This is a genomic window from Vreelandella neptunia (genome assembly GCF_022489065.1).
Taxonomy (GTDB): Bacteria; Pseudomonadota; Gammaproteobacteria; order Pseudomonadales; family Halomonadaceae; genus Vreelandella; species Vreelandella neptunia_A.
Genome location: NZ_JAKVTW010000008.1, coordinates 156,786 through 175,629, shown reverse-complemented (window position 1 = coordinate 175,629; position 18,844 = coordinate 156,786). Strand labels below are relative to the sequence as shown.

General features: G+C 52.5%; 15 protein-coding genes. 11 read left to right on the top strand and 4 right to left on the bottom strand.

Annotated features, from left to right (window positions below; genetic code table 11):
• Together MLE19_RS12700 and MLE19_RS12695 are read left to right on the top strand one after the other, a co-directional pair.
• Positions 1–3,214: type I secretion C-terminal target domain-containing protein (locus tag MLE19_RS12700; RefSeq protein WP_240718546.1), on the top strand; the 3,214-nt coding region annotated here is incomplete at its 5' end.
• 101 nt (positions 3,215–3,315) lie between these two features.
• Complete coding sequence (locus MLE19_RS12695; protein WP_240718545.1) at positions 3,316–3,639, top strand: tryptophan synthase subunit beta like protein; 324 nt, start codon at positions 3,316–3,318, stop codon at positions 3,637–3,639.
• A 67-nt stretch (positions 3,640–3,706) separates the two neighbouring features.
• Here the strand turns inward: MLE19_RS12695 and MLE19_RS12690 are convergent, their stop codons facing one another.
• From MLE19_RS12690 to MLE19_RS12680, 3 genes are all read right to left on the bottom strand, one after another.
• Positions 3,707–5,611, bottom strand: coding sequence for a bifunctional diguanylate cyclase/phosphodiesterase (locus MLE19_RS12690; protein ID WP_240718544.1), 1,905 nt, complete (start codon positions 5,609–5,611; stop codon positions 3,707–3,709).
• Positions 5,612–5,625: 14 nt separating this feature from the next.
• A complete protein-coding gene (locus tag MLE19_RS12685; RefSeq protein WP_240718543.1) occupies positions 5,626–6,327 on the bottom strand; it encodes a transglutaminase-like cysteine peptidase in 702 nt (233 codons plus the stop codon).
• A gap of 86 nt (positions 6,328–6,413) precedes the next feature.
• Entirely contained in the window at positions 6,414–7,112 is a 699-nt protein-coding gene (locus MLE19_RS12680) for an arylesterase (RefSeq protein ID WP_240718542.1), read from the bottom strand.
• A 61-nt stretch (positions 7,113–7,173) separates the two neighbouring features.
• Between MLE19_RS12680 and MLE19_RS12675 the strand changes: the two genes are divergently transcribed.
• The 4 genes from MLE19_RS12675 to MLE19_RS12660 all read left to right on the top strand — a co-directional run bounded on the left by MLE19_RS12675 (position 7,174) and on the right by MLE19_RS12660 (position 12,742).
• Positions 7,174–7,995, top strand: a complete 822-nt coding sequence (locus MLE19_RS12675) for an ABC transporter ATP-binding protein (RefSeq protein WP_240718555.1) — start codon at positions 7,174–7,176, stop codon at positions 7,993–7,995.
• On the top strand, positions 7,992–10,571 hold the full coding sequence (locus tag MLE19_RS12670; protein ID WP_240718541.1) for an ABC transporter permease: 2,580 nt from the start codon (positions 7,992–7,994) through the stop codon (positions 10,569–10,571). The genes MLE19_RS12675 and MLE19_RS12670 overlap by 4 nt, the downstream gene beginning before the upstream one ends.
• 226 nt (positions 10,572–10,797) lie before the next feature.
• Entirely contained in the window at positions 10,798–11,703 is a 906-nt protein-coding gene (locus tag MLE19_RS12665; RefSeq protein WP_240718540.1) for an alpha/beta fold hydrolase, read from the top strand.
• Positions 11,704–11,716: 13 nt separating this feature from the next.
• Positions 11,717–12,742 carry a patatin-like phospholipase family protein gene (locus MLE19_RS12660; RefSeq protein ID WP_240718539.1) on the top strand — a complete coding sequence of 342 codons (1,026 nt, stop codon included), beginning with the start codon at positions 11,717–11,719 and terminating at the stop codon, positions 12,740–12,742.
• 3 nt (positions 12,743–12,745) lie between these two features.
• Here the strand turns inward: MLE19_RS12660 and MLE19_RS12655 are convergent, their stop codons facing one another.
• Complete coding sequence (locus tag MLE19_RS12655) at positions 12,746–13,315, bottom strand: Smr/MutS family protein (RefSeq protein WP_240718538.1); 570 nt, start codon at positions 13,313–13,315, stop codon at positions 12,746–12,748.
• 176 nt (positions 13,316–13,491) lie between these two features.
• Here MLE19_RS12655 and prmB point away from each other — a divergent pair, with 176 nt between their 5' ends.
• The 5 genes from prmB (at position 13,492) to phaC (ending at position 18,737) form a co-directional block, all read left to right on the top strand.
• Positions 13,492–14,451, top strand: coding sequence for a 50S ribosomal protein L3 N(5)-glutamine methyltransferase (prmB, locus tag MLE19_RS12650; RefSeq protein WP_240718537.1), 960 nt, complete (start codon positions 13,492–13,494; stop codon positions 14,449–14,451).
• 13 nt (positions 14,452–14,464) lie between these two features.
• Positions 14,465–15,556: a chorismate synthase gene (gene aroC, locus MLE19_RS12645; RefSeq protein ID WP_240718536.1), complete on the top strand. Its 1,092-nt coding sequence runs from the start codon at positions 14,465–14,467 to the stop codon at positions 15,554–15,556.
• A 90-nt stretch (positions 15,557–15,646) separates the two neighbouring features.
• A complete protein-coding gene (locus MLE19_RS12640) occupies positions 15,647–16,048 on the top strand; it encodes a hypothetical protein (RefSeq protein ID WP_240718535.1) in 402 nt (133 codons plus the stop codon).
• A gap of 227 nt (positions 16,049–16,275) precedes the next feature.
• Positions 16,276–16,686 (top strand): phasin family protein, encoded by a 411-nt coding sequence (locus MLE19_RS12635; RefSeq protein WP_240718534.1) that lies wholly within the window; start codon positions 16,276–16,278, stop codon positions 16,684–16,686.
• A 155-nt stretch (positions 16,687–16,841) separates the two neighbouring features.
• Positions 16,842–18,737, top strand: coding sequence for a class I poly(R)-hydroxyalkanoic acid synthase (phaC, locus tag MLE19_RS12630; RefSeq protein WP_240718533.1), 1,896 nt, complete (start codon positions 16,842–16,844; stop codon positions 18,735–18,737).
• Positions 18,738–18,844: the final 107 nt, after the last annotated feature.

Genomic DNA, 18,844 nt, shown 5'->3' with positions numbered 1-18,844 from the left:
TACCAGCTACGATATCGACACTGCGGCCCCTATAGCAGATCCGATTTTAACAACGGCCGAGTTTTATAACGGTAATCTCACCATTAATGAAACCAACCAACTGCTTTTCAAAGCGTTTACTGTCGGTGGTGGTGTCACTGAATTAGCTTCAGGAGGATTTGAACAGACTCCTGAAGTCGAAGAAGCACAACCCTCTTTCGGTGGGCAAAACGGCAATGCATCGGAAGAGAGTTTAACGTTTGTACTCTCTTCGCTACCTGATTTCGGATCGTTGTACCTGAATACAGGTGATGGCTACGAACTTGCGACAATAAACAGTGAGTTTGATACAGAAGATACTCTCTACTGGGCAGTGACTCAGGAGCAGCTCATAACAGCGATGGAGTCTGTAGATAGCACCACGCTCAGTGGACGGTATGCGTCAGATTGGCGTGCCGGTGATGTTGATATTTATGGCTATAACTTAGATGGAACGAGAAATGATGGTTTAGTCAGAGGTCAATCTGGCGGACGGTTAGGTATTACGGACAATACCGGAGACCAACTTGAGGAGCCTGAACAGTTAGGTTTTCGTGAAGGAAAGTCCGAGACGATGATTTTCGACTTCCAGCGCCCCATTGGAGAGGCCACCGTAACGGTTGCTAATCTAATTGCCAGCGAAGGTGAGGTGGGTTCTGTTGCCGCTTATCTTAATGGTGAGTTGGTGGGGGAGTGGACGTTCAGTGGTACAAATGGTGCGCAATTAAATGGTCAAGATGTCGACTTTACTCCTGGAAATGGCTATGACAATGGCACATTTACTATTGAGGGAGTGATTTTTGATCAACTGCGCTTTACCGCCGAACCGTATGCTGATGGAACCACCGGTCAGGTACCAACCGATAATAGCGATTACTACCTATCTTCACTTGAGTATAAGGAAGTACCCCAGGCTGGCTTCCAGTACAAAGTGATTGATGAAGCAGGTAACGAAAGCGATACAGTCGATGTTGTAATTGGTGAGCCTAGTGCAGAAAGTGCTGTGCCTGATGACTTAGGGCCCAATGTGACTGTTGAGCTTATGGGAGCTGGTGAAGATGATGTTTATAATATTGATGAGCTAGCGTCTGGAACGGCAGGTCATGCTGAGGCGTTTATTGAGCTTGGAGGTACTGTAAAGGTTGGAGATGTCGTTACTGTCACTGCTAATACCGTTGATGGATCGATCATAAGTCGCCCAGTAACCCAAGCCGATTTAAGTAACGGCCTAAGTGTTCAGGTGCCTGTCTCAGAAGGTATGGCTAACGTCACAGTTACGGCAACTGTTGCTGATGCCGCAAATAATATTAGTAGTGCTGAAGATGCGAAAGACGTTGCTGCGGCACCTGAAGCCGTTATTGTTATCAACGAGCCTCTGTTTGGGGATGACAATGTGCTTAATAATAGCGAAAGTGATAGCGCTCACACTATTACAGGTACTGTCAGCGGGAGCGTTAGTGTTGGAGACGTTATTACCGTCACTATCGATGGAAATACGTTTGACACGACGGTAGCAGACGATGGTAGCTCTTGGAGTGTTGAAATTCCTGAGAACGTTATCAGCGAGCTTTCTAATGGTGAGGTGACGGCGTCGGTAGCCGGTGTTGATAGCTATGGTAATCCTTATAATGCTGAAACGAATGCTGCATATGATGTTCAGCAGCCTGCTGAATTAAACGTTGGTACGAACGGAAATGATGAAATAGTCGCTGGCGGAGGCGATGATCTGATTATGGGTGACCGTGGGGGCAAGGTTACCCTTATTGACCCAGCAACCAATTACAATATCTCTTTGATTGTAGATGTTTCAGGTAGTATGGGTAATGAATCTGGTAATGAAGGTTTTTCAAGGATGGCTTTGACTCAGCAGGCTTTGGTAAATCTTGCTAACCAGTTGGAGGACCATGATGGTACCATTAACGTTCAGTTAGTGCCTTTTTCAGCGAATGCACTTACGCCGGTGGTTATTCAGGATCTCAACTCAGGAAATGTTCAGCAGTTAATTAATGCTGTTAATAGCCTTCAAGCAAACGGTGGAACCAACTACCAAGCAGCATTTTTGCAGGCGGCAGAATGGTTTAACACTCAAAATGGTTCTCAAACAGCAGGTGAGTTTGAAAATCTGACTTACTTCCTGACGGACGGTGATCCAACCAATTACTACAACAGTTCTGGTGAAATCCGCGGTACAGGCAATAGCACCACTATTGAGACGTTTAATGCATCGGTAAAAGCATTCGAGTCGCTTTCAGACACTTCGTCTGTTAATGCCATCGGAATTGGAAAGGGGGTTAATGAGTCAATCCTTCAGTTCTTTGATAACTCCGATGTAACTAATTCTGGCTCACTGAACAGCGTATGGGGAAATTCCACTGTAATTGCTCCATATGGTGAAGTATCAATAGTTAATAATGCAGAGGATTTAGCTGCTGCCCTTGAAGGGAGCTCAGAGTTCGACGAGCTTGAAGCTTTGGGTGGGGATATTCTCTCTGGAGGCGAAGGTAATGATATTATCTTTGGTGACGCTATTAATACCGATCATCTCGAATGGACTAATCAAGACACCGGTATCTTCTTTGGTGCAGGCAGCCATGAAGGCCTTGGTTATGAAGGTCTCCGCGATTACTTGAAGTGGGAAGTAAATGATGGTGTCGCCCCCAATGACGAGCAGACCATTAGCTATGTACGAGATAACTGGCAAACGCTGATTAATGAGACGCGCACCGATGGTGGAAACGACAATCTAGACGGTGGAGCTGGTGATGATATTCTCATTGGTGGTGCAGGCAATGACTCTCTAATCGGTGGTGAAGGCAACGACCTCCTTTATGGTGGGGCAGGAGCCGATACCTTTGCATGGGAGTTTGGCGATCAAGGCACGGCTAATGAGCCGGCTGAAGATCAAGTAATGGATTTCCACGTAGGTGAGTTTGGTGTGGATAGTGAAGCAGACCGTCTGGATTTAGCAGACCTGCTTCAAGATGAAAGCAGCGGTAGTATTGATGAATACATCTTCGCCGAGCAGCAGGGTGAAGACACTGTGCTTCATGTTAAGTCTGACGGTGGCTTGGCGGCGGATGGTAGCAACGCTGATCAACATATTGTTTTGAAAGGAGTGGAAATGCCGCAGGGTGGCAACTCTTCAGACTTTATTCAAGGCATGCTAGACAACGATCAGCTAAAAATAGATCAATAAGTAAAAGCAATAACAAGGCCGCCCCAGGGCGGCCTTTCTGTATCTAGTTAGGTATGCTAGTAGATAATCCTGTATTGCTTTTACCCACAAAGGAAAGGCCCATGCTCTACACCAAACGCAATTCATCCAACGAGATAATCATGCTCAGTAAGGAGCCAACCTCTGAGTGCAGTGAAACTATCGCTCCAGACTCGCCTGAAGTATTGGCTTTTCTCGCTGATCAGCCCGAGCCATCGGCCCATTTTCTAGCGTCTGACTTGGCATTTGTAAGGGTCGTAGAGGATATATTGGAAGTGCTGTTAGAGAAGGGGATCATCACCTTCACTGACCTACCGGAAGCTGCGCAGGCGAAAGTGATGGAGCGTAAGTCTTTACGAGTAAAAAATAACGTCGACTTACTGGGGGGGGACAGCGACACTATTTAGTCGAACTTACTGCAACAGTGCCGCTACGAGACTGGGTAGCTCAGGCCTCATTATCCCACAGTGGGGCTTATGCGTGATGCACGCCTGGCCCGGTTGCGCCATCGACCCCCACCCGGAACAAGCAAACGAGTTCCTCATCGTCTGCAACCCCTTCCCCTATCACCTCAATGCCTAATGAGTGACATAACGTGGCCATGCCGCGCACGATGGTTTGCTGCTCGGTTGATGCATGCAGGGCGTGAATAAGGCTGCTATCCATTTTTAAATAACTAAGTCCCACATCGTGCAGGTCGGCGAGCTTGGTGAATTCAGCGCCGACATGCTCAATACCAAAGGTGCATCCAAGCGGACGTAAGGCGGTGCATAGACCGCGCAAGCTGCCAATGGCATGTGTGCTCAGTGTGGCGGGTACTTCAAAACAGAGCTGTTTGGCCAACAGTGGTTGGGTTGCTAATAGTGCACGCAGGTCATTAACAAATTGAGTATTAGTGATAGAGGCGGCGGAAAGGTTAATGCCAACCGGCTTTGGATCGGTTTGGAGGTTGCTTAAGGCTTTTTTGACAACCGCTAAGTCAAGCGCTGGCTCCATATCAAAGCGGGTTATCCAAGGAATGAACACACCCGCGGTTTGCCACTCTCCGGCAAGATTTAACCGTGCCGGGCACTCGTAGTGCAGTATGTCGCCTTTGGTGTTAATCACCGGGAAGTAAGCGAGTTCTGGACCTACCAGGATCGCTGTTTCCAACGCTGTACGCCATTCTGCATGAGTACTATAAAGGGAAACGCGTTCACGCTGACGCACCACCACCTGTTCAAAGGAGGTCAAGCTTTCAGCTTGAGCTAAGGCATCATCCAGAGTGGCTAAAAGCGTGCCACGCTCATCATGGGGGGCATAAGGCACAATCGCCGTCGGTAGGTATATCTCCACATTGGGCGCTGTGGCGGCTACCTCGGCCAGTGCTGCCATCACCTGGATTCTAAGTTCCTCTACATCATCCATAAGCGGCAGCATAAAGATAAAATCACTGCCGTTCAGGCGGCCAATTATCGGCTCAGCTGACGCGCTATCCAGCTGTCCCAGTTGAGACACTAGCGTCGCTAATAGCTGATCGGTGTCGGCGTAACCTAACTGCTCGTTGAGCGTTTCTAAATCCTGTACCCGGACCATGACCAGCATGCCCGATGCTCGAGCATCATCACTGCTCAATTGGGATGAAAGTTTGCCCATAAATACATCACGATTAAGCGCGCCGGTAACTCGGTCATGCTGTAAATGGCGACGTAACTCATCTAATTTATGACTTTCGTGACTTAGCATTTGATGAACGTTGGCAGATAGCACGTTCATCGCTTGGGTGACTTGGCGAAGTTCTAGTGTGCGTGGCTCTTTAATGGTGGTAAAGCGTCGGGCGCTGATATCTTGGGCCTGAGAGACTACGCGGGAAAGAGGGTGCTTAATACCACGAACGATCACGGTGGCAATCGCTAAACTGATCACTCCAGCGAGTAAAAACCAGGCGGCGAGCTCCAGCATGCTGCGCCATAAAGAGGTGTAGGCAAAACTGTGCTGGCTCTCAAGCTCCAACGTGCCGTATTGACGCCAACCATCTTGAATCGTCGCTATGCCGCTGGGCACATCAAACTCAACGAGCTGACGAAACCAGGCAGGCACATCGCCGCTATACTCTTCGGCTGTGCGCTCAATCAGCACACTATCGTCTGTGTCACGCAGCGTAATTTGGCGGTAATAGCCGGTATCGAATTGAGCGGCTATTAAAAGCTCCAACGTCACCAGGTCTTTATCCAGCTGGCTCATAGAGAGGGCTAGGGCAGTGGCATTGTCTTCATTCTTAATACGCACCTCCTGCTCGATATAGTCGCGACTGGTGGTAATACTAATGGCGAGGCTGCCAATGAACGACAGCAATAGCAGGGTAATAATGGCAAGCCAAAGTTGTTTAATAAGTGACATCGTGCCAATTCCTTTTAAATGAAACCCTGGGTTTGCATACGTTCGATGACGCTGCGCCAACGTGATAGTCGAGCAAGTGGGTCGGCGCGTGATTCAGATGAGCCGCCAGCCCAAAGCCCTTCGCTGTTAAAACTAAACAGTGGATCAAGATCAGTGCGCTGAGAAGCAGGAGTGATAGAAGGTACAATATTGTCTAACACCAATGGCTCTGCATCAGGTGTCGAGTAATAACCCAGCACCATATGGGCTTGGGTGATCTGACTACGCCCTATGCGCGCGCGAACATAAATCATACGTAGATACTGGCTAGTAACGCCCAATTGTTTAAGGGTAATGTACTTGGCAATGGAGTAATCCTCGCAATCGCCCTGGCCTTTACCTATCGCTTCCAATGGCGTCGCCCAGTAATCCTCTTGCCCCCATACCTGGATGTCGTCAACCCATCGGATGCGGCGATTAAAGAAGTCATTAACTCCACGCAGTTTGGTTTGTACGTCTTGGCTCTGCAGCTGTCGAAGCAGATCAAACCACTCTTCTAATACTGATAAACCAGGCTGCCCATACTGTTGTTGCATGCTTTGGCGTAAGCGTTGCGGGTCAAACGCTGCGGCAGGCGTTGGATGAATGCCAAGACCGGCGCCTAACCAAAGCGCGCCGACAGTTGCTAAGAACTGGCGACGCGAAAATGCAGGAGTGTTATGCGAGGGTGCAGGCATGAGTCGCCGTTAGTAACTGCCAAATAGGGCTTAAGATTACAAGCTGGCGAGTGGAAGTGCTATACCTCTCAGTCAAAAGGGTGGGCTTATTGAACTGCCGCCTGATGCGTTGTTTCTAATAGGGGGTCAATCAGCGGCTCAAGCTCGGGCCATATATTGTCGAGGATAATCGGCTGAGCATCGGCGGTAGGGTGAATGCCGTCGCTCTGCATTAGGGCATTATCGAGAGCAATATCCTCAAGTAAAAAAGGCACTAACGATACATCGTACTCTTCTGCCAGGGAGTAAAAGACACCGGTAAACGCATCACGGTACGCTTGACCATAGTTGGGCGGAATATCGATCCCCAATAGCAGTACTTGTGCGCCTGCCTCTTGGCTCTGCTCAATCATGCTGGCTAGGTTTGCCTGCATCTGATTGGGTGGCAGGCCACGCAAACCATCATTGCCGCCTAATTCCAGTAGAACAATATCCGGCTGCCGCTGTCCGATAATGTCAGCGAACCTTTGTAGTCCCCCGGATGTTGTTTCACCGCTAATACTGGCGTTAATAACGTGTGCTTTGCCTTCTAAACGCTGTGTTAGGAGGCTAACCCAGCCCTCTTCACGCTCTATGCCGTAAGCGGCGCTCAAACTATCACCCATCACCAATAGGGTGGGGCCAGAATCTGCGTTAACAGGCTCTGCGTTGATAGATGATGAGGCAAAGGTGACTATCAGCACTACCAGCCATCCGGTTACCATGCGGTTCAGTCCATGCCATGCCATAGGGATGCCACGCTTCATGTCTTATTCCTCAAGTTCAAGCTCCTCAGATAAAACCGCACATTCATCTACTGATAAATCGATTGCAAGCGTGTCGCCCCAAGGAGGGCGCCAGCCCACTTCAGACAATCAAACAACAAGCGATGTTCCTCAATCCTCAGTGGGGTCTGCCCCCAAAGCTGCCGGGCAGCCGGTGCTGCACGCGGATAAGCTGTCTAAAAAAGTCACCAGCGGAGAGCGCTCGCTGACTATCTTACACGACCTATCGCTCAGCGTAGCGGCGGGTGAGAGTGTTGCGATTTTAGGCAAAAGCGGTGCCGGAAAATCAACGCTGTTAGGGTTGCTGGCAGGTCTTGATACGCCAAGCGATGGTGAACTAACGCTATTTGGGCACGCGCTTAGCCGTTTAGATGAAGATGGCCGTGCAGCGCTACGGGCTGGAAGAGTGGGTTTTGTATTCCAAAACTTTCAGTTACTGCCTACCTTGAGTGCCCTTGAAAATGTCATGTTGCCGCTTGAGTTGTCACCGCGCGCCGGGGAGACACAAACCGCTGCCCAGTGGTTAGCGCGTGTGGGGCTTGGCGAGCGTGTAGAGCACTTACCGAAACAGCTTTCCGGTGGTGAGCAGCAGCGGGTGGCCGTTGCCCGTGCTTTCGTAACCGACCCAGAGTTGGTATTTGCCGATGAGCCCACCGGTAATCTAGATCCGGACACCGGTGCGCAAATCATCGATCTACTCTTCACGCTAAACAGGGAAGCGGGCACCACGCTTATTTTGGTCACCCATGACCATGCTCTGGCGCGGCGCTGTGATCGCTGCCTGCGATTGGACCATGGCAAGTTAGAAGCCGTACCTGACAACATCGTACCCACCGCCGCTTCGATTGACGAGGGGGCGCAATGAGCGATGTAAACTGGCGATTGGCCATGCGCAGCCTTAAGCGAGACCTGCGTGCAGCCGATGTGCGCGCGCTCTTTATTGCCCTGGTATTGGCCGTCGCGGCTTCCACCATGATCGCGTTTTTTCTGGATCGTCTAGAGCGCGGCTTGGAGCGTCAGGCAGGGCAAATGCTGGGCGGTGATTTAGTCTTAGAGCAGCGCGATCCGTTTTCAGCAGAGTTGCGAGAACGCCTCGAAAGTGCCGGGTTCGTCCTTAGTGACCAAGTCGATCTAGTATCGATGATTAGCCGCAATGGGCGTTTTCAACCCGCTAGCTTAAAGGCCGTGGATGATGTTTACCCTCACTACGGCGTCTCTTATGTGGATTTTGGCGATGGCACCGAGCAAATCGCCTCCGGTCCGCCGCCTGGGGAAGCATGGGCTGACCCCCGTTTGGTTGAGCTGGTTGAAATCGAGCTCGGTGACCGGGTTCAAGTGGGGCAAACCGAACTGGTCGTAACGGGGATTATTGAACGTGAAGCGGATCAGTCCGGCGGTTTTGGTAATTTCAATCCGCGCTTGATGCTCAATACGGCAGATGTCGAAGCCACTGGCCTAGTGCAGGAAGGCTCGCGGATTGAGTTTGAAATCTTAGCGGCAGGGTCGCCTGCAGCGCTTGATCAAGTGCAGGGCCTACTCGCTGAATTACGCCGGGACGGCGTAGAGGTGCGTGATGTAAGGGTGGATCGCCCACAGCTAGGTAATGCGCTGCAGCGAGCTGAAAGCTATCTTGGATTAGCCGGTTTAGCCGCGGTATTACTAGCGGGCGTGGCGGTGGCGATGTCGACTCGTCGCTATGTGGAGCGTCATTTGGATACCGCTGCACTGCTGCGCTGTTTTGGGGCCAGTCAACGCCAATTAGTGACCATCTTTACCCTTCAATTAATGGGGCTTGCGTTAGTCGCCGCAGCCATCGGCGCGCTGCTTGGGCTGATGGGTCAAGCGATACTGATTTGGCTATTAGTAAGCTTTCTACCCATGACGCTACCGCCACCTGGCCTTATGCCTCTGGGGTTAGGCGTATTTACGGCACTTGCCGTGCTAGTCGGGTTTGCTGGTCCAACGCTTCTGCGTATCAAACGGGTCAGCGCGTTAAAAGTGCTGCGTCGCGAGCTAGACCCACTGCCGCCCTCGGCTTGGTTGGTGGTTGGAGTTGCCAGTATCGTATTTGGTGGGTTGCTATGGCTCTATTCGGGCAGCCTGCCCCTAGCGGTCGGGCTATTACTCGGCGGTGCGCTACTACTAGGCGTGCTGTGGATGATTAGCGCGCTGCTGTTGAGCGGCTTACTGCGTTTAGTGCATCGGTTTTCCGGGCGTAGTGAGTGGTCGCAGGCGCTGCGTTTAGGCGGCCGCCAGTTGGCGCGGCGGCGTCAAGCGGGCTTGGGGCAACTGCTAGCGTTTTCAGTTACGTTTTTTGCTATGGCAATGATTGTGCTGGTTCGCGGCGACTTGCTAAGCACATGGCAAGATCAACTGCCTGAAAATACCCCTAACTACTTTGCCATCAATATTCAGCCTTCTGAGCGGGACCCCTTTGATGCGGCCGTATCGCCGCGGGTAGAAACCCAAAGCACCCTCTACCCGATGGTGCGAGGCCGTGTCATTGCGATTAATGACCAGTCACCTACCGATGCCGTTCCGCCAGATGCGCGTGGTGACAATTCGCTGCGCCGCGAACTGAATCTTACCTGGCAGTCTGAGTTACCGGAAGGCAACGAGGTAGTTGCGGGTGAATGGTTCTCAGCGCCTCAACCGGGCAGTGAAGAGGGGGGTGAGAGCCAAGGTTGGATGAGCGCTGTCGATGCGACGCAGCGGGCAACACCAGTCCCCATTTCTGTAGAAGATGGGCTGGCCGAAAGGCTTGGCCTGGGCATAGGTGATGAGATGACGTTCTCTGTGGGTAGTGATGAAATTACGACCCAAATTACCAGCTTACGCAGCCTAAATTGGGACAGCTTTCAGCCTAATTTCTTCGTTATTTTTCCGCCAGGGGTGTTGGAGCAGTTTGGCCATAGTTACATCACTGCCTTCCACCTGCCAGAAGCAGAGCAGGGGTTGATTCGTGAACTTATTACCGACTTCCCCGGTGTTTCGTTGCTCAACGTGGACGCCATTTTAGGCCAGGTGCGCGATGTACTGGCCCAAGTCACCCGTGCGGTGGAGTTAGTGCTCGCATTGGTGCTGTTAGCAGGCGTTAGCGTGCTGTATGCCGCGCTTACCGCAAGCCTACCGGTACGTGCTCATGAAAGCGGCCTGCTACGCGTATTTGGCGCAGGCAGCAAAATGATTTCACGAATTCAGGGGGCTGAGTACGCGCTGCTGGGCTTCGCCAGTGGTTTGATGGGCGCGGTGCTTGCAGAGCTGACCACGGCCGCGCTGTACCTGTATCTACTGGATCTAACCCCGCGACTTCACCTTGGGGTATGGCTCTTACTGCCCATCGGCGGGGCGCTATTGATTGGCGTGATTGGTCATGTGCTTTCCCGTGGGTTGCGTCGCCAAGCCCCAGCCGCCAGCCTGGGACTGCTCGGTGAAGCGTAATCGTTACCTTGCTAGCCAGAAGCCGACGACGGTGGCGCTGATGACGGCAACAAAAAAGACCAGATTACGGGCGCGGGTATCGCGACGTGGTTTCATAACGGTACCAACACTCTGTTGAGGTAAAATATGCCCAGCATGGTAACGTTTGTCGCTTATGCCGTCATCTTGCCTGCCTACTGATGCGGCAATCCGTAGGTTTGTTAGCTGTTATTCAGGATTTTTAATTGTGCCTCAATCTACTCCTACAGCGGCGCGCTCGGTGGCGCCGCAGCCGCTGTCTCTTGCTAATGGCCGCCTAGCGGCACTGAGTTGGGGGCGTGTTGACGCCCCAACATGGCTGGCCCTGCACGGCTGGCTCGATAATGCCGCCAGCTTTACCCGGTTAGCCCCGCTGTTGGTAGAAGCATTGGATATTCGTATTGTGGCGCTCGATTTTCGCGGCCATGGCCATTCGGCGCACGTACCCGTAGGTGCCGACTATGCGCTTTGGGACTATTGCCACGATGTACTGGATGCCATGGAGTCCTTGGGTTTGGAGCAAACCAGCTTGCTGGCCCACTCAATGGGCGCGGCAGTATCCTGCTTGCTCGCCGCTTCGCTGCCCGAGCGTGTCGAGCGGTTAACGCTGATTGACGGTCTTGGTGCGCTTAATACCCCTGTCGAAGAGGCCGCTAGCCAACTGCGTAAGGGGCTAATCGCTTATCGTCGGCCAATTTCGCGGGCGCCGCGCTACCCCGATATCGAGAGCGCCGTTGCCGCCCGTGTGGCGGGGGGCGTCACACCAGTGGATAGCATAACGGCAACACCGTTGGTGGAGCGCAATACTCAGTCTACCGCCGATGGTCATGTGCAGATGCGCACCGACAGCCGTTTATTGAAGCCCTCTTTAGTACGCTTTACCCCAGAACAGGTCATTTCACTGCTGGCAGAAATTAACGCCCCGGTGCTATTGATAGAGGGCGAACAGGGGATTCTGGGTAAGCGCGCCTGGGCCGTTCAGGCCCGCCAAGCGGTCAAAGAGTTAACCCGCCACGTGCTCCATGGGGGCCATCACTTACACTTGGAGCCGCGTGCGGTGGCACAAGTCGCCTTGGTGATTGGTGAACACTGGGGTAAGAGCGTTAGCGCCTAGGAAGGACAGTAGCATGAATGAATTGGCTCATTTGAGCAGTGGTAATAAAGTTGCCCTGGTGCTGGGTAGCGGTGGTGCGCGCGGCTACGCGCATATTGGTGTCATTGAAGCGCTTGAGGCGAGAGGGTTCGAGATTATTGCCGTGTCAGGTTGCTCGATGGGCGCGCTTATAGGGGGTATTTATGCGGCAGGCAAGCTGCCGGAATATCGTGATTGGGTGTGCCAACTCGACTATTTGGATGTGCTCAGGTTGGTCGATGTGACTTGGAGCCCTATGGGTGCGATGCGCGCCAGTAAAGTCATGAGCAAGCTAGAAGCGCTGGTGGGCGATATTTTAATTGAAGACCTTGCGATCCCCGTCACCACGGTGGCGACTGACCTAGTGCGTCAGCGGGAAGTGTGGTTTCAAAATGGTCCCTTACTTCAGGCAATTCGCGCCTCGATTGCTGTGCCCGGGGTAATCACACCGGTGCATTTGGGTGAGCAGGTATTGGTGGATGGCGGGCTTTTGAACCCACTGCCGATCATGCCCGTGGTGGCAGCGCATCAGGCGGACTTTGTGGTGGCGGTTAACGTGACTGCTCATAGCCCCTTACCGGTAACCTTGGAAGAGTTACTCCCCAAGGCGGAAGAAACGACCGATAGTCGCAGTGAAAAGGAGCGCGAGCGGGACCAGAATATGGGCAATTGGTTTGGCGATGTGCGAACCGCCACTCGCAAACTGTGGTCAGGGCTTGGTGCCAATGGGGAAGGGCCAAGCGAAGAGGGCGACGAGCTAGAAGAAACCACCGAAGCGCGAGGTAAGCGCGAGTGGAGTAAGCTCGATATGATTTTAGAGTCGTTTGATATTACTCAGGCGGCGCTGGCCAAGTACAAAGTCGCCGGCTATCCACCCGATGTGCTGATCGAAATACCTAAAACGGTGTGTAGCACCTATGAATTCCACCGCGGTCGAGATTTGATTCGATTGGGTAGGCACTTAGCTGACGAAGCGCTAGAGCGGCGCATGCCAAGCATCGCTTCCGATGCTACCGAGTAACACCTAATAACCCCGCTTGCGCAGAAGGATGTAAACCGCCCCGGTGCCGCCGTCTAGATCGATTGCCGAGCAGAACGCCAGCACACCGGGCCACTCCCGCAGCCAGGTGTTGGTATGGCTTTTGAGCACTGGAAAGTCCGACGTAGAGCCCCATGCCTTACCATGGACGACCAATACGCAGCGTAAACCTTGCCCGGCCGAATCGCGAAGAAAGCTCTCTAGCTCTGCTCGTGCCTCCTCCAACGTATGTCCATGCAGATCAAGACCCGCTTGCCACGCTGTTTGGCCGCGTTTTAGTTGGCTAAAAGTACGCCAGGGTAAATCTGGCACACAAAACTCTAAATACTCAGAGGGGCGAACGGCCTCGACTCTGCCGTCTGAAGTGCGCCCACTTGACTGTGGAGTACTGCTCTCGACAGCCGCATGTCGTCTAGCCTCATGGGCTTTGCCGTCCAGTTTGGGCTTGCCAGGATCGGCCTGATTGGTAGCAATACGGCGCACGCCCGCAGCCTTTAACGCATCGCGGAAGGCACTAATATCGTCATCATTGGGCAGGTGGCGGCGTTGCGTCATATCAGGCTCTGGTGGTCGAAAAGATGGCAGAAAAAAGTAGAGCAGTTAAAGAAGCACAGTATAGCGGGCTCAGCGTTGCTGTGAACCGGGCGGCGTGAAAGGTACAATCTTTTTATTCGTTGCATGAATAAAGCGTTATCGGCTGTATTCATCATTATCGTTATCCAGGAGCCGCTGTGACCACGCATCTAAACGTTGAGCATTCTCACTCAACTCTATCCCTGTCGGAGTCGTCGCTGGTGAGCCAGCTGTTTACCCTACGCGACTATCTGCGCTGGGTCTCCAGCGAGTTTTATCTGGCGGGCCTGCACTATGGCCATGGGACCGATTCTGCCTGGGATGAGGCGGTAGCGCTCTGCTTAGGCGCGCTGCACTTGCCGTGGAACATCGATCCTGGAGTACTAGAGGCACGGCTGCTGCCTGTTGAACGACAGCGCATTATTGCCCTAGCCCGTGAGCGTGTTACCACCCGCCGTCCGCTTCCCTATTTATTGGGAGAGAGCTTTTTTGCCGGCCATCCGTTTAGCGTCGATGAGCGCGTGCTGATTCCGCGTTCGCCGATTGCCGAGCTGATTGAAGATGGGTTTGCCGCCTGGTTTCCGGAAGAGCCGCCGGCCAGCGTGCTGGATTTATGCACCGGTTCTGGCTGTATCGGCATTGCGACGGCGCTTTATTTGCCGACCTGTGAAGTGGCGCTTGCCGATATCAGTCAGGATGCCTTGGCCGTCGCGCGTCAAAATATTACCCGCCATGATGTGGGCGACCGGGTTCGCGCCGTCGAATCAGACGTGTTCAGCGGTTTAGAAGGTCGACGCTTTGATTTGATCGTCTCTAACCCGCCCTATGTCGATGCCCGCGACCTTGCCACCATGCCTGCCGAGTTTCGCCACGAGCCTTCGCTGGCCCTGGGAGCCGGCAACGATGGGTTGGATATAGTGCGACACATTTTGCGCGAGGCGCGGGATCACTTAACGGAAGAGGGCTGGCTGATTGTAGAAGTCGGTAACTCTGATCGCCATGTGGAAGCGACGTTTCCCGACGTTCCTTTCCTGTGGCTTGAATTCGAGCGTGGCGGCCAGGGCGTATTCGCTCTGAGCGCCGCTGAACTCGACGCCCATGCGGCGTCTTTTGTGTGAGGAACTAACCGCCATGTCTGGCAACACGTTTGGCAAACTATTTACCGTCACCACCTTCGGTGAGAGCCACGGCCCTGCACTTGGCGCGATCGTTGATGGCTGCCCACCCGGGCTGTCGTTGTGTGAAGCCGATTTGCAGCATGATCTGGATCGCCGCAGGCCGGGCAGTTCGCGGCATACCACGCAGCGTAAAGAGCCTGATCAGGTGCGTATCCTATCCGGGGTGTTTGAAGGCAAAACCACCGGCACCTCAATCGGGCTGTTGATCGAGAATACCGATCAGCGCTCAAACGATTATTCAAAAATCAAAGAGCAGTTTCGGCCTGCCCATGCGGATTACACCTACCATCATAAGTATGGTCACCGGGACTATCGTGGTGGAGGTCGTTCCAGCGCCCGTGAAACCGCTATGCGGGTAGCCGCCGGTGCGATTGCCAAGAAGTATCTGGCCGCCCAAGGCGTACAGATTCGCGGCTATATGAGCCAGCTAGGTCCCATCAAAATCGAGTTCAAACAGTGGGAATCGGTGGGTGAAAATGCGTTTTTCTGCCCCGATCCTGAGCGCGTCGCTGAGCTAGAAGCCTATATGGATCAACTGCGCCGTGATCAGGACTCAGTAGGTGCTGAGATTACCGTGATTGCTGACGGCGTGCCGGTAGGGTTGGGTGAGCCCGTATTTGACCGTCTGGATGCTGATCTGGCGCATGGTTTGATGAGCATCAATGCAGTCAAAGGTGTTGAGATTGGCGCAGGTTTTGGCTGTGTATCCCAACGGGGCAGCGAGCACCGTGACGAGATGACGCCCGAGGGCTTTTTATCCAATCATGCTGGCGGCGTGCTTGGGGGTATCTCCAGTGGCCAGCCCATTGTGGCTCGCTTAGCGCTTAAGCCAACGTCCAGCATTACCACACCAGGTCGCTCAATTGACATTTATGGCCAAGCGGTCGATGTCATAACTAAAGGTCGGCACGACCCATGCGTGGGTATTCGTGCAACGCCCATTGCCGAAGCAATGATGGCCATTACGCTGTTGGATCATTGGCTTCGTCAACGCGGTCAAAATGGTGACGTTAGCGTTGATACACCGCGTTTAACTCAGCGCTAACAGGATACGGTGATATTGCCAGTTCGCTGCTACACTCAAACAAAACAAATGCATGAGAATCAGTCATGAAAAACAGTGCAGGAGCCGCCTATGAAGATTAACGTTGAGTTTGATCTTACCCCGGATGAGTTTCGCCAATCACTGGGGCTGCCTGATGTCGAAGCGTTTCAGAAAAATCTGCTGGAGAATATCCAACGGCAGATGGAGTCTGGCGTGGAAGGCTACGACCCTATGAGCTTAATGCGGCCTTTCCTGCAGCAACCAATGATGCAGCAGGGGCTTTCTCAGGGGCTGGCTAATTTCGGAACATACCAGCAAATGATGCTCGATATGCTGCGTCAAGCGGGCAGCGCCTCGTCGGCTCAAAGCAGTGGTGATGAAAAGGCGGCGGATACTAGCGCTAAAAATAATTCGGAAAGTGCTACTGCCAGTAAAGCAAAGCCAACGGCATCATCGCGTTCCCGCGCTAGTTCCAAACGCAGCGGCACATAGAGTGAAGCAAGCAGTTATCGCGCATTAACTTAACAGGCAGTTCGACACCTGTTGGGGTAGGGCAGAGTAATATGGTAAAGCGTTTCAAGCTTGCACAGTGTCGCTGAGGGCGACGCTGCTGTTGCAATGCAGCATGCCAAAGATTACTCTTTTTGCAGTGCAGCAAAGCTACATCACGGTGAGTCACTCCAGGGCTCATGCCAAGGAACGAAACAGGAGCAGACACTATGCAAGACAATATGATGGACGCCTTTAACGCCCAAACTAAGCAAATGTTTGAGCCCATGCGTAAAATTAATTCGCTGATGCTCAATAACATGGAAAAAATGACCCAGTATCAGCTGGAAGCCATGAAGCGCTACAGCCAGATGGGTACCGAGCGCATTCGTAGCGCTACTGAAATTCAGGATGCAGAAAGCCTGCGTGATTTCGGCACGAAGCAAGCTGAAATGATGACTGAGCTTTCCCAGCAGATGCAGGAAGACGCGCGGGTAATGAGCGAAATGAGCCTGCAGTTTAAGTCTGAAATGGAAAAGATGTTCAGTGAAGCCGGGCAGCAAATGTCTGAGCAAGCGAAGGCGGCTGCTAAGGGTGAACAACCTGCCAAGGCATCTAGCCAATCCTCGCGTAAAAGCTGATTAGTAACACCGTCGCGGCGCCTTAGGGCGCCGCGATGCATTTATGATGTGTTTCACCTATAAACGGGTCATTCATAAGCTTGTCATTAATACCTTTGACCATAGCGACAGCCAAAATAGTCGGGGCGCCCGAAGATAGGCGTAGGGAGAATAATATGCAGTCAGCATGGCACAATCCGTTTCAGGCCATATCTCAAGGGCTTTCTGGAGGGCTGCCCCAAGGGCTACCTGATGGATTATCTTCCGATGAGGTCGAGGCCTGGAATAATCAACTAAAAGAGATTGGTGAACAGTACCAAGGGTTGATGCAGGACCTCCTTTCCCGAATAGCGCCCAGCGAAGCTGCCGACTCGATTTACAGTGATATGCGTGAAAGCTTTGAAGCAGGCGCGCAATCCCTAATGCAAAATCCTACTCTGCTTTTGGAAACACAGACCCGGTTGTTACAAGATCAGTGGCTGCTGTGGCAGCAGGCCTTGCGTGGGATGGCTGGAGAACAAGTTACGCCGCTAGTAACCCCGGCTAAAAGTGATCGCCGTTTTAAAGACGAAGCATGGACCCAAGATCCGCATTACATGGCCATTATGCAGCAGTACTTACTGTTCTCGCAGATGGTGGAGGAGCTGGTTGAAAGTTTAAGTGGTTTAGACACCACTCAGCAGCGAAATTTGATGTTTTACGCGCGCCAAATGGTGAATGCGATGGCGCCGACTAATTTTATGTCCACCAACCCTGAGGTAATGCGCCGCACCATTGAAACCCGTGGCCAGAACTTGGTAGACGGTTTAGCCCGCTTACGCGAAGATTTAGGTAATTCCGCGGAAGGTATTAACGTTCGCATGACAGATCGCGGCGCCTTTGGCGTGGGTGAAAATATCGCCGTGACCCCTGGCTCGGTAGTGTACGAAAACGAATTGATTCAGTTGATACAGTACACGCCAACAACAGAAAAGACGTTTAAAACGCCACTGTTAATGGTGCCGCCGTGGATCAATAAGTACTACATTCTTGATCTGCGTGAAGATAACTCAATGGTTAAGTGGCTGGTGGATCAAGGCCATACGGTTTTCTTGATCTCATGGCGTAACCCCGGCCCAGAGCAGCGCGATATCACTTGGGCCGACTATATGCAGATGGGCCCGATTAGCGCCATAGAGGCCATTGAGCAGGCCTGTGGTGAAAAGTCGGTCAACCTCCTTAGCTACTGCGTAGGCGGCACGTTAACCGCATCTACTGTCGCCTACCTCACCAGCACGCGGCGTGGGCGCAAAGTAAAGTCAGTGACCTACATGGCAACACTGCAGGATTTTCGCGACCCTGGCGATATCGGCGTCTTTCTCAATGAGCGAGTGGTGGATGGCATTGAGCAGACGCTGCATTTGAAAGGCTATCTTGATGGTCGTTCAATGGCCTATACCTTTAACTTGCTGCGTGAGAATGACCTGTTTTGGTCGTTCTACATCAATAATTACTTGAAAGGTGAAACGCCCGCCGCTTTTGATCTGCTCTACTGGAATACCGATGGCACTAACTTAACGGCTGGAACACACGCTTGGTATCTTCGGCATATGTATCTTGAAAACCGCTTGGTTGAGCCAGGTGGCATTGAGCTGGATGGCGTGAAAATTGATCTACGTAAGGTGTCAGTGCCCAGTTATTTTGTGTCCACAAAAGAAGATCACATCGCCAAGTGGAACAGCACTTACTATGGGGCATTGCTACCCAAGGGGCCGGTTACCTTTGTATTAGGTGGCTCTGGGCATATCGCAGGTATCGTCAATCCTCCCCATAAGAACAAGTACGGCTACTGGACAAACGACGCCCTACCGGAAAGCCACGAAGAGTGGCTGGAAAGCGCTACGGCGCAGGAGGGCTCCTGGTGGCCTCATTGGCAGTCGTGGATGACCCAAAACGGCTATTCCGATAGTGAAAAAATGGTGCCCGTGCGCCAACCAGGGGAGGGAGAGCTCAAAGTGATTGAGCCTGCGCCAGGGCGCTATGTGAAAACGACTATCCCTGAAGTGCTAGGGGAAACCCCGTCTAAGACTTAGTTATATAACTGGGTTTTAATGGCATAGTTGATACTGAAATTCAAAAAAAAGCCCGCTGAAAATCAGCGGGCTAGACGTCACGGTCTTTTACGTCAAAAGGATCGATT